Annotated in this window: 18 protein-coding genes; all 18 read left to right on the top strand. The window is 33.8% G+C overall.

Features of this window, described 5'->3' with window-relative positions; translation table 11 throughout:
- The first annotated feature begins 432 nt into the window (after positions 1–432).
- Positions 433–834, top strand: a complete 402-nt coding sequence (gene flgB, locus N4T77_RS05830; protein WP_315903157.1) for a flagellar basal body rod protein FlgB — start codon at positions 433–435, stop codon at positions 832–834.
- A 23-nt stretch (positions 835–857) separates the two neighbouring features.
- The gene (gene flgC / locus N4T77_RS05825; protein WP_261670816.1) at positions 858–1292 is read left to right on the top strand and encodes a flagellar basal body rod protein FlgC; all 435 of its coding nucleotides are present in this window, start codon (positions 858–860) and stop codon (positions 1290–1292) included.
- 45 nt (positions 1293–1337) lie between these two features.
- The gene (fliE, locus tag N4T77_RS05820) at positions 1338–1604 is read left to right on the top strand and encodes a flagellar hook-basal body complex protein FliE (protein ID WP_261670985.1); all 267 of its coding nucleotides are present in this window, start codon (positions 1338–1340) and stop codon (positions 1602–1604) included.
- Positions 1605–1622: 18 nt separating this feature from the next.
- The gene (fliF, locus tag N4T77_RS05815; protein ID WP_261670815.1) at positions 1623–3215 is read left to right on the top strand and encodes a flagellar basal-body MS-ring/collar protein FliF; all 1593 of its coding nucleotides are present in this window, start codon (positions 1623–1625) and stop codon (positions 3213–3215) included.
- Between the two features lie 6 nt (positions 3216–3221).
- Positions 3222–4238: a flagellar motor switch protein FliG gene (gene fliG, locus N4T77_RS05810; RefSeq protein WP_261670814.1), complete on the top strand. Its 1017-nt coding sequence runs from the start codon at positions 3222–3224 to the stop codon at positions 4236–4238.
- A complete protein-coding gene (locus tag N4T77_RS05805; RefSeq protein WP_261670813.1) occupies positions 4222–5001 on the top strand; it encodes a flagellar assembly protein FliH in 780 nt (259 codons plus the stop codon). The genes fliG and N4T77_RS05805 overlap by 17 nt, the downstream gene beginning before the upstream one ends.
- A gap of 26 nt (positions 5002–5027) precedes the next feature.
- Positions 5028–6335, top strand: a complete 1308-nt coding sequence (gene fliI, locus N4T77_RS05800; protein ID WP_261670812.1) for a flagellar protein export ATPase FliI — start codon at positions 5028–5030, stop codon at positions 6333–6335.
- Between the two features lie 22 nt (positions 6336–6357).
- Positions 6358–6795, top strand: coding sequence for a flagellar export protein FliJ (gene fliJ / locus N4T77_RS05795; RefSeq protein ID WP_261670811.1), 438 nt, complete (start codon positions 6358–6360; stop codon positions 6793–6795).
- A gap of 77 nt (positions 6796–6872) precedes the next feature.
- Positions 6873–8228: a flagellar hook-length control protein FliK gene (locus tag N4T77_RS05790; RefSeq protein ID WP_261670810.1), complete on the top strand. Its 1356-nt coding sequence runs from the start codon at positions 6873–6875 to the stop codon at positions 8226–8228.
- A 17-nt stretch (positions 8229–8245) separates the two neighbouring features.
- Entirely contained in the window at positions 8246–8947 is a 702-nt protein-coding gene (locus N4T77_RS05785) for a flagellar hook assembly protein FlgD (RefSeq protein ID WP_261670809.1), read from the top strand.
- Between the two features lie 20 nt (positions 8948–8967).
- The gene (locus tag N4T77_RS05780) at positions 8968–9357 is read left to right on the top strand and encodes a TIGR02530 family flagellar biosynthesis protein (protein ID WP_261670808.1); all 390 of its coding nucleotides are present in this window, start codon (positions 8968–8970) and stop codon (positions 9355–9357) included.
- Positions 9358–9451: 94 nt separating this feature from the next.
- Positions 9452–10468 (top strand): flagellar hook-basal body complex protein, encoded by a 1017-nt coding sequence (locus N4T77_RS05775; RefSeq protein WP_261670807.1) that lies wholly within the window; start codon positions 9452–9454, stop codon positions 10466–10468.
- Between the two features lie 128 nt (positions 10469–10596).
- Positions 10597–10785 (top strand): flagellar FlbD family protein, encoded by a 189-nt coding sequence (locus N4T77_RS05770; RefSeq protein ID WP_261670806.1) that lies wholly within the window; start codon positions 10597–10599, stop codon positions 10783–10785.
- Positions 10786–10900: 115 nt separating this feature from the next.
- Positions 10901–11425: a flagellar basal body-associated protein FliL gene (gene fliL, locus N4T77_RS05765; RefSeq protein ID WP_261670805.1), complete on the top strand. Its 525-nt coding sequence runs from the start codon at positions 10901–10903 to the stop codon at positions 11423–11425.
- Between the two features lie 23 nt (positions 11426–11448).
- Positions 11449–11859 carry a flagellar biosynthetic protein FliO gene (gene fliO, locus N4T77_RS05760; RefSeq protein ID WP_261670804.1) on the top strand — a complete coding sequence of 137 codons (411 nt, stop codon included), beginning with the start codon at positions 11449–11451 and terminating at the stop codon, positions 11857–11859.
- Positions 11852–12628, top strand: coding sequence for a flagellar type III secretion system pore protein FliP (gene fliP / locus N4T77_RS05755; protein ID WP_261670803.1), 777 nt, complete (start codon positions 11852–11854; stop codon positions 12626–12628). Before fliO ends, fliP begins: the two co-directional genes overlap by 8 nt.
- Before the next feature lie 10 nt (positions 12629–12638).
- Positions 12639–12908, top strand: a complete 270-nt coding sequence (gene fliQ, locus N4T77_RS05750; protein ID WP_261670802.1) for a flagellar biosynthesis protein FliQ — start codon at positions 12639–12641, stop codon at positions 12906–12908.
- Between the two features lie 37 nt (positions 12909–12945).
- Positions 12946–14772, top strand: coding sequence for a fused FliR family export protein/FlhB family type III secretion system protein (locus tag N4T77_RS05745; RefSeq protein ID WP_261670801.1), 1827 nt, complete (start codon positions 12946–12948; stop codon positions 14770–14772).
- The last annotated feature ends 20 nt before the right edge of the window (positions 14773–14792 follow it).

Here is a 14792-nt window from a genome sequence, read left to right as displayed (position 1 = left end):
CTTATTTACAAGGGGTTTGCATTGATGATATGTTATTTATATGAGAATATAAAATTAAATTATAATGATACGCCTGTTTTTTATTTCTTTAAATTAAAATAAAAATCATATTCAATTTTAATTAGCAAAATATACCTAAAAAAGTAGCAAAATATACCTCTCTATTGTATAATAATAAGGACAAAATGCTACTACGTAAAAAAATAGAAAAATTTACATAAAATTAGAAAAAAACAAGAAATTTAGTATAACATAAAATAGTATTATAGATAAGAAAATGTATAAAAGTGTAGTAAATATATACTTTTTTATGGTAAAATAGTTAATGGAATATTTTTTAATTGTAATTATAGTTATATTAAAATGAATATTAACGATTTATTTAGATGTGCTGAATGTCTAAAAATACATAAAATACGGAGGTGAATAACTTTGAGTATAAAAAGTATGTCGAAAGACCAAGCGGTTTATGATTTGTTAAAGAAAGGATTAGACGCGTCTTCCCTTAGAGGTAAAGCTACAGCAAATAATATTGCAAATATAAATACTAAAGGCTATAAAAGACAGTATGTGACCTTTGAAGAAAACTTAAAGGAAAGTATGGACAAATTCCCTTTAAAGACTACGGAAGAAAAGCATATTACAATTAGTAATAACCTTGAGGAAGCAAAGATGGAAACTGACACTTCTTCTAGCATGAGGGAAGATGGAAACAATGTAGATATAGACAATGAAATGGTAAATCAAGCGGCAAATACTATGATGTATAATGCACTAATTAGTCAGGTTAACAATAGAATAGCTATGGAAAGATACGTAATTAACGGTAGATAAAATTTGAACGGGGAGGAAAGTTTATGATCAAGACCTTTAACACGTTAAGAATAAGTGCCAGTGGTCTTTCAGCAGAAAGGCTTCGAATGGATACTATAGCATCGAACATTGCAAATGTCAATACTACAAGAGGAGCAGATGGACAGCCTTACAGAAGAAAGGTTGCAGTTTTTCAAGAAAATCTAAATAAAGAATTAAATAAAGAAACAGGACAATATGAGAATAAGTTTATGGGGGTTAAAGCAGTAGGAATTGAAGAAGATAACTCTCCACTTAGAAGAGTCTACGACCCATCTAATCCAGATGCAGACGAAGAAGGGTACGTTTCTATGCCTAATGTAAATATATTAAATGAGATGGCTGACATGATAGTTGCCACAAGAGCCTATGAAGCAAATATTAATGCAGTAAATTCAGAAAAAAGCATGTTTTTAAAAGCTTTAGAACTAGGAAGGTAGGTAGACTAGAAGATGAGAGTAAACGAATTTGTTCCAGATAGTAGAATGTTTGAAAAAGTGGAAGAAAAGGAAGTTAAAGGCGAAAAAGCTTCCGCAGGCTTTGGTGATTTTTTGAAAGAAAAGCTAGCTAATGTTAATGAAAAGCAGATTAATGCTGAAAACATAACGGAGAAATTTATCAAAGGTGATGAAGTTGATATACACAAGGTTATGCTGGATTCGGAAGAAGCTAAAATGTCGCTGGAGCTTGCAGTTCAAATTAGAAACAAGTTTATTGAAGCGTATCAGGAATTAAGTAGAACGCAGTTATAGTGAGGAGTGCTAGATTAAATGGGTAAGCTATCAGAATGCTTTAAGAAGCTAATAGAGAAATTAAAGGGTTTAAGTAAAACCAGAAAGATAGCTTTTGGTGTGATTTTTGCGGGAATTATAGCATCTTTAGTATTTTTAGGCGTATCTTTAGGTTCAACAAAGTATGATGTGCTTTTTTCTAACATGGATCCTGCTGACTCAGCTGCAGTCTATAAGAAACTCCAAGACCAAAAAATAGCTGCAAAGGTAGAGGGAAATTCTATACTGGTTCCTAAGGATCAGGTAGATACACTTAGAATGCAAATGCTTGCTGAAGTTCCTATGACTAATGGGAGCCAAGGCTTTGAAATTTTGGATAAAAGCAAATTCGGATCAACAGATACGGAAATGAAAATAAATTACCAAAGAGCTCTTCAGGGAGAGTTAGAAAGAACAATTAAGAGTTTTCCAGAAGTGGAGAATGCTAGAGTGCATCTTGTACTTCCAGAAGATACAGCTTTTGTTAAAGATACTGAGCCAGGAAGTGCTTCCGTAACCCTTAAGCTAAAACAAGGTGAAAAAATAAGTAGTGATCAGGTAAAAGCTATAGTTGCGCTAGTAACAGGGTCTGTTAAGAATATACCTAAAGAAAATGTACAGGTTATAGATGATAAGATGACTTTATTATCTAAGGATCTGTTTAATGAAAACAAGGATATATCTGATTCTACTACTCCAGCGGAAAAACAGCAGCAATTAAAACAGCAGTATGAAAAAGACATGGAAAAAAGGCTTTTAAGCATGCTGGAGGCAATTTATGGGAAAAATAAAGTTAAAGTAAAGGTTAATGCAGATTTAGATTTCGATGCGGTACAACAGGATTCTGTAACTTACGATCCTAAGAGTGTTGTGGTCAGTGAACATGGGGTTAAGGATAGTTCTACAGTTCCAGGTACTAATTCATCAAGCAGTCCTGTAGATAATAATATGACAAATGCTGCAGGAACTAATACTAATAATGGTGCTTCAACTCATGAAGAAACTACAAAAAATTATGATGTTTCAAAGGTTGAACAGAAAACAATAAAAGCCCCAGGAGCTGTTAAGAGAATGACAGCATCAGTAGCTTTAGATGGAAATGTGGATGATGCTACTAAAGTTTCTATAAGAAATCTTGCGGTATCAGCTATAGGTTATGATGATAAAAGAGGAGATACTATAAGTGTAGAGGGCATACCTTTTGATACTTCAATAACTGATGATGTTAAGAAGGATTTAGATTCAATGAATAAGGCAGCTGAGCAAGCCAAAAAGGTTAAAACTTATGCAGCCATTGGAGCGGGAGTTGCTGTTCTTCTAGGATTAGTAGTAGCTCTTATATTGTGGAGAAGAAAGAAGAAGGCAGAGGAAGAAGAATTAATGCAAGAGCAAATAACTCCTCAGGGTATTGATGTGATTATTGGTGACGATGGAGTTCAAGGAGCGAAAGGGCCGTCTAAGTTTAAGCCAATAGAACTTGATGAGGAAAATGAAAGAACTCATGTTGAGAATGAAATAAAGAAATATGCCAAGGAAAAACCAGATCAGGTGGCAGACATTATCAAATCATGGCTTGCCGAGGATGAGAGGTGATAAAGTTTGAGTAAGGAAAATCAAAAGTTAACAGGAGTGCAAAAGGCAGCCATATTGTTTATAACGCTAGGACCGGAAGCTTCTGCAGGGATAATAAAAAAATTACCGGATTCTGAAATACAGAAAATAACCTATGAGATAGCAAATATATCCGCTGTAAAGCCAGAACAAAAACAAGAGATATTAGCAGAATTTATGGAGATGAATAAGGCTAAGGACTATTTGACTGAAGGTGGATTAGACTATGCTAGAAATCTTCTAGGAAAAGCTTTAGGAAACCAAAGGGCAATGGAGATACTAGATAAGGTTACTGAGGCTACACAGCAGTTCAGACCTTTTGCTATAGCTAGAAAAGCGGATGCTCATCAGCTTTTAAATATCATATCTAATGAGCATCCTCAAACTATAGCTTTAATACTATGTTATCTTCAAACGGACAAAGCTGGTCAAATATTATCAGCTCTTCCAGAGGATACTCAAACAGAAGTTGCCTACAGAATTGCTAATATGAGTAATACTTCACCGTTGGTGGTTAAAGAAATAGAAAAGGTATTAGATGAAAAGCTATCATCAGTAGTTAAGTCTGACATGAAGGTAATTGGTGGAGTTCAAACCATTGTTGATATCTTAAACCAAGTAGACAGAACTACCGAGAAGAATATTACAGAGGGCTTAGAGAAGGAAGATGCAGAGTTAGCAGAAAAAGTAAAAGAGTCTATGTTTGTATTCGAAGACATTGTTACTCTTGATGATGTTTCTATTCAAAGAGTGCTTAGAGAAGTTGAAACTAAGGAACTTGCCCTTGCTCTTAAAGGTTGTTCAGAGGATGTTGCAAACTGCATTTTCAGAAATCAATCAAAGAGAGCTGCTGCAGCACTAAAGGAAGATATAGAGTTCTTAGGTCCAGTAAGACTTATGGATGTGGAGAAATCTCAGCAGAGAATTGTCAGTGTCATAAGAAGATTGGACGAGGCTGGAGAAATTGTACTATCAAGAGGTGGAGAAGATGCAATCATCGTATAGAGTTATTAAAAATTCCAGCGTAGTAAAAGAAGGTAAGAAATCTATAATTACAGATTTTGAAACTAAAACAGAAGTTCAGCAAAAAGAACTTGGAGAAGTTAATGCGAGAACCTTTATAGATAGTTATGAAAACTTAGCAAGAACTATGGTGGAAGACGCTCGAAAACAAAGAGATGCTATACTCTCTGCCGCTTATGCTGAGGCGGAAAAGATTGAAGAGGAAGCCTATGCAAGTGCCTATGAAAGAGGCTACAGTGAAGGTAGTGAAAAGGGCTATAATGACGGATTCAATAAGGCTTATCAGGAAGGCTACCAGGCTAATATAGATAAAGCTATACAGGAAGGTGACAGTATTAAATTCAATGCGGATAACGTACTAAGAGCCTGTATAGCAGAAAAAGAAAAATATATAACTGATAAGGAAAAGGAAATAAAGGAACTAATAATTAATTGTGTAGAAAGCATTTTAAAAAGAGAAATAAAGGATAATGACGGACTTAACAGCATTGTGTTTGATGCTTTGTCAAAGATAAAAAACACTAAGACTATTATAGTAAAAAGTAAATCCATTTATTGTGAGGAATTTAAAAAACAAATAGATCTGTGGAAGGAACAACTTCCTTTTAGAGGAGATATATTTATAATACCGGATGAATCTATAGAAGAGGGAAGTGCAATTGTAGAGAGAGATAATGGTAAGGCTGTTATTAGTGTAGATATTGCACTAGAAAAGATCAGAGAGATATTCAATACTGTGGAGTAGTATAACTAACCATTGAGAGGTGTTTTATGATCAATTTAAACTTTGATATATTAAATAAAAAAGTAGAAGAAGCCAACTTTATCTACTCTGAGGGAATTGTAAAAAAAGTTATAGGACTTACCGTGGAGGTAGAAGGAATAAAATCCTTTGTTGGAGAAGTATGTACTATATATAATGAAAAGAATGATCCTATAACCTGTGAAGTAGTTGGATTTAGGGAAGACAATGTTATACTTATGCCCCTTGGAGAACTTATTGGTATTGCTCCGGGGTGCAGAGTAGTTCCCGAAGGAAAGCCTATGAGTGTAAGGTGTTCTGAAGATTTATTTGGCAAGGTACTTGATGGTCTTGGAAATCCTTTAGATGGAGAGGAATTATTGACAGGAGTATTATATCCTTTAGATACAGAACCACCAGATCCAATGAAGAGAAGGAGAATAAAAGATATTATACCTACAGGCATTCGGGCTATAGATGGTTTTATTACCTGTGGAGAAGGGCAAAGAATAGGAATTTTTGCAGGCAGTGGTGTTGGTAAAAGTACAACTTTAGGTATGATTGCAAGATATGCTGAGGCTGATGTTAACGTAATTGCTCTTATTGGAGAAAGAGGAAGAGAGGTTAGAGACTTTCTAGAAAAGGATTTAGGCATCGATGGAATGAAAAAGTCTATAATCGTTTGTGCTACCTCAGATAAACCAGCATTAGTAAGACTTAAAGGAGCCTTTACCGCTACCGCTATTGCAGAATATTTTAGAGATAAGGGTAAGAAAGTAATTTTAATGATGGACTCAGTTACTAGATTTGCTATGGCCCAAAGGGAAATTGGACTAGCTATAGGAGAGCCACCAGCAACTAAAGGATATACCCCTTCCGTTTTTGCAAAGCTACCAAGACTGATGGAGAGAGCGGGTATGTCTGATAAAGGTTCTATTACAGCTTTTTACACTGTTTTAGTTGATGGTGATGATTTTAATGAACCTATTGCAGATGCTGTAAGAGGTATACTAGATGGTCACATAGTATTATCCCGTGCTTTAGCAGCTAAAAATCATTATCCAGCAATAGATGTCCTTAATAGTATAAGTAGACTTATGTCAGAAATAGCCGATGATAATCATAAAAGTGCAGCATCCTTTGCAAGAGATTTAATGGCTACCTATAAAAACTCAGAAGATTTAATAAATATAGGTGCTTATGTAAGAGGTAGTAATAAGAAGATTGATCTTTCCATAGAGTACAATGAACAGATAATAAGTTATTTGAAACAGGGCATGAAGGAGCATTCTAAGTTTGATGACAGTATTCAGAAGCTGCAGGCTATATTTATGTAGTTGAAAAACTGGAGGTTAAAAGATGGAACAATATCAGTTTAGACTTCAAAAGCTTCTCGATATAAGAATAGATAAAGAAGAAGAAAGTAAGAGAAACTTTAAAGAAGCTCAGAGCGAAAAATTAAAAGTAGAAGAAAAGCTTAATGCTCTTAAAGAGAATTACAATAAATATAGAGAAATTACTGGTTCAGAGTCTCCTGTACAGCGAAAAATAAAACACATTTACCTAAATGCTGTAAACTATAGCATTTCTGAAACTTCAGAGGAGCTTAAAAGAAAAGAAAAAGCTTTAGAAGCTAGGAGACAGGAACTCAGTGAAAAACAAATTGATAGAAAAACAGTAGAATCTCTAAAGGAAAAACAAAAAGCAGAGTTTATGAAGGAACAAGAGTTAATAGAACAGAGAATGAATGATGAATTTGCACTATATGCTTTTATAAGAAATCATGAGGAAAAGTAAAGTATTTAATAAAGAAATGAGTGATAAACTTGGATTTAAATATTTTTAAATAGTTACACTTGAAAGGAGGTGAAATAGTGAAAATAGATAATAGCATTAATATTAACAGTATAGTAAGTAGCAGTGAAAGAGTAAAATCTCAGACCCAAAAGGAGGATAACTCCTTTGACAGAATATTTACCAGAATGACCTATGGAAATAACGTTAAAAATTTAAGTAGTAATTCTAAACAATGGGAAAGTTCTTCTAGTAAAAGATTGGATTACAAAGACAAAAATATTGCTGACAGCAAGAAAATTGATGACATTGATTCAAAGCCAGTACCAAAGGAAATAAAGGAAAAGTTAAGAGAATCTGGAATGTCTGAAGAAGAAGTTGATAAAATAAACTCCTTAGAAGATTTGAAGAAAATGGTAGAACCAGATAAGCTTATAGGTATGCTGCTATCCTTTATGAATCTTAACCTTGACAGCTTAGATATGACTGGTTTAAAGGGGAAAATAGAGGAACAGATAAAAGGAGTAGTGAACTCAAACATCGATCAGTATGGAGCTAGTATAGATGAGTTACAATTAAAAAACAAAGTTATTGATGGATTGTTTTCAAAGGTAACAGGGGAAGAAGCGTTAACTTCTTTATCAAGTAGCAGCAAAAACGATGATTTAATGATGAAAATACAACAAGAGCTATCAGCGGCGCTTAAGAATAGCTTAGATGAGCTGAAGGCAAATGAGAAAGATGTAAAGGATGGAGCTGCAGATTTAAAGCTTATATCTAAAAACTTTAATTTATACAGTGAAAATGAAGTGACTAATACTATTCAACAGGGAGATAAAGCTTCAGAGGAATCACCATTCAACAGCAGTTCTAAAGGAGATGATACTTTCCTGAAGAATCTTTTATCTGATAACAGTGACAAAATAACAAAGGTTACAAACTTTATGTCTCAGTTTAACAACATTAAAGTGGACAACCTTAATGGAACAGAAGCTGAGAAATTAGTCATCAATAAAAATACTATTAATACAGATATAATTAAAACCCTTAAATTTATGCAGACCAATAGTATGAAAGATTTAACCGTTAAGATAATGCCTAAAGAATTAGGGGAAGTGGTAATAAGTCTTACCGTGGAAGCAGGAGTCATGAAGGCTACAATAACTGCCGCAAATAAAGAAGCATACAACCTATTGAATTCAAATTTAATGGATATAACCAATAAGCTTCAAAATAATGATATCAAAATCCAAAACCTTGCACTAAATATCTATAATGAAGATACTACTTTCTTTAAAGATGGTAATGGAAGCAATGAAAATGGCAGTAATGAGCAAAAAGGAAGAAGAACTAATGCTATAGGAGCCATAGGCGAGGATATAAGTGAAAATGATAACCTAAGTGAAGTTGATAGTAATGTAGATATGCTAGCTTAACAAAGGAGATGAGATAATTGGCAGGGACTGTTAGTAATGATTCAAATAACAAATCAATGACTGACTTAATTAATGAACTTAATTCAACTAAGACCTCAAGAGGAACTAGAATAGTAAAGCCAGGACAGGATATGGACAAAAATGCCTTTTTAAAAATACTTTCTGCAGAACTTTCAAATCAAGACCCTACAAATGCTAAGGATGGTACTGAATATGTAGCTCAGATGGCACAGTTTGCAGGACTTGAACAGATGGCTAATTTGAATGGCAGCATGAAGCTTTCAGGGGCAAATTCCCTAATAGGAAAGGGAGTAGTGCTTAGAAAGTATGATGAATATGGTAACTTATATGCAGGTCAGGTAAGAAACGTAATTAAAAGCGGAGATGATGTGAAGCTTAGTGTATTAGTTGGGTATGGCAAAGATAGCGATGGAAACCTTCTAGAGGACATAAGACAATTCAGTATGGATGATGTTGTTAGCATAGAAGAGTTCTATAATTCGCCTGCAGACAACGGGATGAATTTATTAAATGGAGCAGCTTTAATAGGAAAGTCAGTAGAGATTGATGAAAAAGATAGCAGTGGCAATAATTACAAGGGCATTGTAAAGGAAATTTCAAGGGATTCTAGTGGGGTGCTAAAGATAAGTATCCAAACTGGAGAAAATGAAGTTAAGGAATTCCCTTTTGATAAGGTTATTAAAATTAAGGAAAGCTAGCCTTAGAAAGAAGTGATAATATGGGATATAGAGTTATCAATGGAAAGCTCCATCTCATCGAGGACTTTCAACCTTATATAAAAAGAGGCAAAAATGAACCGCAAAAACCTGAAACATCTTTTAAAGATGTTTTAAGCAGTAAGATTGATAAAAAAGAAAGTTTTATTATATCCAATCATGCTGCAGAAAGACTTAAGCAAAGGGATATAACCTTTAACGAAGAAGACATGAAAAATATAAATGACGGTATAAATAGGGCAGAGGAAAAAGGTTGCAAGGAATCCTTAATACTGTATAAAGATACTGCACTAGTGGCATCAGTGAGAAACAGAACTATAATTACTGCTATGGATAAGAATGACAGCAAAGGAAATATATTTACCAATATAGATAGTGTAGTAATGTTATAAACAGCAGGACCAAAAGAATGGATGCTGTGCTTTACGGACTGATCGAAGTAAAGCGTAATAAGGGGATTTAAAAATAAATTTTGGAGGTAAAAATATGTTACCATCAATGTACTCAGGAATTAGTGGACTAAAGGCAAATCAAAAGAAATTGGATGTAATCGGAAATAATATAGCAAACTCAAGTACTACAGCTTATAAATCTCAAAGAATAAGGTTTCAAGACATGGTAAGCCAAAATATTTCACAAGCGTTAGGACCAGGAACTAATAATGGTGGTGTTAATGGAAGACAAATAGGATTGGGAGTTCAAATAGCAGGAATAGATACTAACACAGCTACAGGAAATATGCAGCCTACTAGCAGAAATCTAGATGCAGCTATTGATGGACCAGGATATTTTATGGTTGCTAAAGGACCATCTGTCTTTGAAGAAGGTATAGAACTAGAGGAGGGAAATACACTTCCTGATGATACTAAAGGTTTAAGCTTATTTTACACTAGAGATGGATCTTTCACTTTAGATAGTGATGGCAATCTATTAACTTCAGATGGTTACAGAGTTCTAGGTTATGGGTTTGGAGCCATAGCTCCAGCAGAAGATGATGCTGAATCAGCAGTGACTAAAGGGGCAGTAACCTTTGTAGATGCTAATGCTGCTCTTCCAGAGGCAGGACCACTTCAAACATTGGTAATTCCAGATACAATAACTACCGATGATGGTGTTAGAAGAATTCAATCTTTTTCAATAGAAAAGGACGGAATGGTTAAGGCAGTTCTGGATAATGGAAAAGTATCTGTTCTAGGTCAAATTGCTATGGCATCTTTTAAAAATGATGCGGGACTTACGAAACTAGGTAAGAATTTATACCAAAATTCAGCAAACTCAGGTGAGGCAGTTGTAAGATCCAGTTCAGATATCAAACCAGAGGATGAAGGATATAATGCTAAGGGCTACGGGGATATGCTTCAGGGTATGCTTGAAATGTCAAATGTAGATTTAGCGGAGCAGTTTACAGACATGATAGTAGCAAGCAGAGCTTTCCAGGCAAATGGTAAGATAATAACAACTGGAGATGAAATACTACAGGATTTAGTTAACTTGAAGAGATAGTTTAAATAACTAATAATGGACAATTGAAAATAGACAATGAAGGTGTTTTCTAGCTGAAGCTAAGAAAAACCAACCTTCATTGTCCATTATAAATATATAATTGTCCATGAAATAAAAAGGGTGGTATTATGATTAAACTAACAGGTTTAGATAGTAAAGAGTATATCCTTAATGCAGATCACATAGAAAAGCTGGAGCAAATTCCGGAAAGTGTAATTACATTGACTAATGGAAAAAAGTATCTTGTAAAAGAATCTAATGAAGAAATAATCAGAAGAGTAATAGAGTATAAAAGAAAAATCTACACTGGACCTTAGTTAAATTTTAAAAATAAAGTTTTAACCTTATGATAATTGATCTCATATTGTATAGAGAAAACAGTATGACAGAGGTGAAGTTATTTAATTCTAGTAGTAAAAGGAGAGCGGCAATATGGAGAACAAAAAAGAAAAAAAAGGCGGCAGCAAAGTCAAAGTTATTATAATTGTAGTAGTTGTTTTGCTTGTAGTTGGAGTTGGAAGTTTTTTTGGGTATAATATGTTTTTAAAGGATAAGTCAGAAAAAGAGGAAAAGATAACAGCGGCTCATCAAATTCCAGTTCAACAAGTTCAGCAGCAGACTGGGTCGGCAGCTACAAGTTATTTAGATCAGGTAGTTTCAGAAAAAACCTTTGAACTTGATGAATTCTTGGTTAACCTTGCAGATGAAGATGGAAAGAGATATTTAAAAGCAAAGGTATCTCTTGGTTATAACAATAAGAAATTAGATAAAGAATTAGAAGAAAAGAAACCAGTACTTAGGGATGCAATTATATCTATATTAAGAACTAAGAAGGCAGCTGATATAGGTCCTAAGAATATAAACAATATCAAAATGGAAATTATTCAAAGGATAAATACAATGCTTAAAGAAGACCAGTTAAACAATATATACTTCAATGATATTTTAGTTCAATAATCATTTAAAAAAGGAGAGTGTAGATGGACTTACAATTTTGGTGGATGCTTTTAAAAATATTAATATTTTTGCCTTTTATACTTCTTCTAATATATGCATCTATGAAATTTGGCGGGAATAAACTTCAGGATATACAGAATGGAAGATATATAAAAATACTAGAAAGAGCAGCAATTTCAAAGGAAAACAGTCTTGTAGTAGTTAAAATAGGGGATAAGGGATACGTAATGGCTTCTACTAATGGTAAGCTTGAAATAATTTCTGAATTGGACAGGGAAGAAATAGTAAAAATCGAGGCTTTGAGAACTATACCTCAGTATAATAGTTTAAAGGATTTTTATGAAAAGTCAGGATTAAAAAAAGTTTCTGACAGTCCTCACCTTAGGAACCTTTATACAAAACTTAAATTTAAAAAGGAAGGTAGAGATGAGTAGAAAAAACAGTACAATCATAATAAGTGTTTTTGCTTTATTATTTATATCCATAATTTTTACCACTGTAAAAGTTCACGCAGCGCCAGAAGCCTTTCCTATTCCTAAAATTAATATTTCAGTAGATAATGCTGAAACACCACAGCAATATGTAGGAAATATAAAGCTGCTTATAATGCTTACAATTTTATCATTGCTTCCATCCTTTATTATGATGATGACTAGCTTTGTGAGAATTGTAGTAGTCTTTGGTTTTCTAAGGACCGCTATGGGTACAAACCAGTCACCTCCTAATCAGGTTTTAATTGGACTGGCACTGTTTTTAACAGTATTTATTATGCAGCCTGTTTATAGTAGGATAAATACCAATGCTATACAGCCTTATATTCAAAACAGCATAACTCAGGAACAAGCTATTGAAGAAGGGGCAAAGCCGCTTAGGGAATTTATGCTAAAGCAAACAAGGCAGAAGGACTTTAAGCTATTTATAGATGCTGCAAAATTGGACTATAAGGTGACAAAAGACAATGCACCTCTTTACGTAGTAGTACCATCCTATATGATTAGTGAATTAAAAACAGCCTTTCAAATAGGATTTTTAATATATATACCATTTTTAATAATAGACTTAGTAGTTGGAAGTGTACTTATGTCAATGGGTATGTTTATGCTTCCTCCAGTTATGGTATCATTGCCTTTTAAATTATTATTATTTGTAATGGTAGATGGCTGGTACTTAATGGTGAAGTCATTAATTATGAGTTTTTCGTGAGGTGAATTAAATGAGCGAAAATTTAGTAATTGGCATTATAAAGGACGCAATACAGACAGGAATAATAGTATCAGCACCTATACTTTTGGTTTCAATAATTATTGGACTTGCTATAAGTATATTTCAGGCTACTACTCAAATACAGGAACAGACTTTAACCTTTGTACCTAAGCTTATAGCAATAGCTGTAGTAGGACTTATAACAGGAAGCTGGATGCTTCACCAGCTAGTAAGTTTTACAGAGAGAATTTTCACCTATATATCACATATAACTCAGTAGAAGAATTTGATATAATCACAGAGGAGGTAATTAAGTATTGATAGATACACTATTTTTTACAGCATTAATACTAATAACTATAAGAATATTTGCCTTCTTTGTAGTGGTTCCAGTATTTTTCCCTAATGGCACTCCCAATGTAGTGAAGTTAGGCTTGACTCTTATCATGGGCTATATGCTAATACCGGGGATAGATTATTCAACGATAAATACCATAAATAATAATCTGCCTTTTTTCATAAATGTTATGAATGAGGTAGTAGCAGGATTGACTTTAGGCTTTATAGTTAATCTGTGCTTTACTGCAGTAAAAATAGCAGGTAACCTTATAGATATGCAGGTTGGATTTGCCATGATGACAATGTTTGATCCAACTTCAAATAGTAACTCTACATTAATTGAGCATTTACTTTATTGGTTCAGCATTATAGTTTTCTTTATCGTAGATGGACATCATATGCTTATTAAAGCACTGATGGAAAGCTTTAATGTTATAAAACTAGGAAACTTTTTTTTAAGCCAGAGTTCTATAGACCTTATATTAAAAGTTTTTGTGGAATATTTTGGCATAGCATTGAAAATAGCAATACCTATAGTATTGATAATCTTTATAACAGACTTAACAATGGGGCTTATTGCAAGAACAGTGCCACAGTTAAATGTAATGATACTTGGACTTCCTGTAAAACTACTTGTAGGATTGACTGCCATTGCCTTTGCACTCCCTATATTCCTGAAGGTTATAGAAAATTCCTTTCAGGAGATACCAGATGCTATAAAAGGTTTTTACAAAACCATACCCTTACTAATAATATTTGCTTCTGATGATAAAACGGAAGAAGCTACACCGAAGAAAAAGAGTGATGCTAGAAAAAAGGGTCAGATAGCTAAGAGTAAGGAAGTAGGTTTAGCCTTAACACTATTATCATCGACTGTTGTTTTGTTAACTTTAGGAGGTTATGCAGGAAATGCATTAAAGGGAACACTAATTACCTTTCTAAACAACTATTTAACTACCTCTTTAGACTACAGCAGCGTGGAGAAAATATCCTTTATAGTTGTATGGAGGTTAATGATAATATTTTTACCTATAGTGATTCCGATAATGGTTATGGGTATATTAGCTAACTTCCTACAAACGGGAGCACTCCTTACATCAGAACCATTAAAACCGGATTTATCAAAATTAAACCCTATAAACGGTTTGAAGAGGATGTTTTCCGTAAGAACAGTGGTGGAACTCTTAAAGGATATAGCTATAGTATCTGTAGTAGGGTTTGTAGGTTATAAGTTTGTAAGGGATAATTATTTATATATACTTACCTTAGGAAACTTAAAACCTGTAGCGGTAATATCTGCAGTAGGTAAGCTTACAGTAGACATTTTCTTCAAGATAACTATAGTAATGATTATTATTGCATTAACAGATTATATTTATCAAAGATATCAACACAATAAGGATTTAAAGATGTCCAAACAGGAAGTAAAAGAGGAGTTTAAACAACAGGAAGGAGATCCTCAAATTAAAGGGAAGATAAAACAAAGACAGAGGGAAATGGCTATGAAAAGAATGATGCAGGAGGTTCCTAAGGCAACGGTAGTTGTTACAAACCCGACTCATATTTCTGTAGCACTTAAGTATGAGGAAGGACAGGAAGCGCCAGTGGTAGTAGCTAAAGGAGCAGATAGCATAGCTATTAAAATAAAGGAATTAGCTAAGGAAAATGACATTCCAATTATGGAGAATAAACCTTTAGCAAGACTTATCTATGCAGAGGTTGATATAAATGAAGAAATTCCAATGGAAATGTATCAGGCGGTGGCCGAGATACTAGCACTTGTTTATAAACTTAAGAAAAAGTAATGGCTAATCGAACTAAGGGG

Source organism: Clostridium sp. CX1 (assembly GCF_025398335.1).
Classification (GTDB): domain Bacteria; phylum Bacillota; class Clostridia; order Clostridiales; family Clostridiaceae; genus Clostridium_AM; species Clostridium_AM tanneri.
The sequence above is the reverse complement of the archived record's forward strand: the minus strand, read 5'-3'. Positions and strand labels throughout refer to the sequence as shown.

Excerpts from the sequence above, each read along its gene's own strand:
- flgC (WP_261670816.1), top strand. The coding sequence starts at position 858 with ATGATCAAGACCTTTAACACGTTAAGAATAAGTGCCAGTGGTCTTTCA.
- fliE (WP_261670985.1), top strand. The coding sequence starts at position 1,338 with ATGTTTGAAAAAGTGGAAGAAAAGGAAGTTAAAGGCGAAAAAGCTTCC.
- fliF (WP_261670815.1), top strand. The coding sequence starts at position 1,623 with ATGGGTAAGCTATCAGAATGCTTTAAGAAGCTAATAGAGAAATTAAAG.
- N4T77_RS05805 (WP_261670813.1), top strand. The coding sequence starts at position 4,222 with ATGCAATCATCGTATAGAGTTATTAAAAATTCCAGCGTAGTAAAAGAA.
- fliI (WP_261670812.1), top strand. The coding sequence starts at position 5,028 with ATGATCAATTTAAACTTTGATATATTAAATAAAAAAGTAGAAGAAGCC.
- fliJ (WP_261670811.1), top strand. The coding sequence starts at position 6,358 with ATGGAACAATATCAGTTTAGACTTCAAAAGCTTCTCGATATAAGAATA.
- N4T77_RS05780 (WP_261670808.1), top strand. The coding sequence starts at position 8,968 with ATGGGATATAGAGTTATCAATGGAAAGCTCCATCTCATCGAGGACTTT.
- N4T77_RS05775 (WP_261670807.1), top strand. The coding sequence starts at position 9,452 with ATGTTACCATCAATGTACTCAGGAATTAGTGGACTAAAGGCAAATCAA.
- N4T77_RS05770 (WP_261670806.1), top strand. The coding sequence starts at position 10,597 with ATGATTAAACTAACAGGTTTAGATAGTAAAGAGTATATCCTTAATGCA.
- fliL (WP_261670805.1), top strand. The coding sequence starts at position 10,901 with ATGGAGAACAAAAAAGAAAAAAAAGGCGGCAGCAAAGTCAAAGTTATT.
- fliO (WP_261670804.1), top strand. The coding sequence starts at position 11,449 with ATGGACTTACAATTTTGGTGGATGCTTTTAAAAATATTAATATTTTTG.
- fliP (WP_261670803.1), top strand. The coding sequence starts at position 11,852 with ATGAGTAGAAAAAACAGTACAATCATAATAAGTGTTTTTGCTTTATTA.
- fliQ (WP_261670802.1), top strand. The coding sequence starts at position 12,639 with ATGAGCGAAAATTTAGTAATTGGCATTATAAAGGACGCAATACAGACA.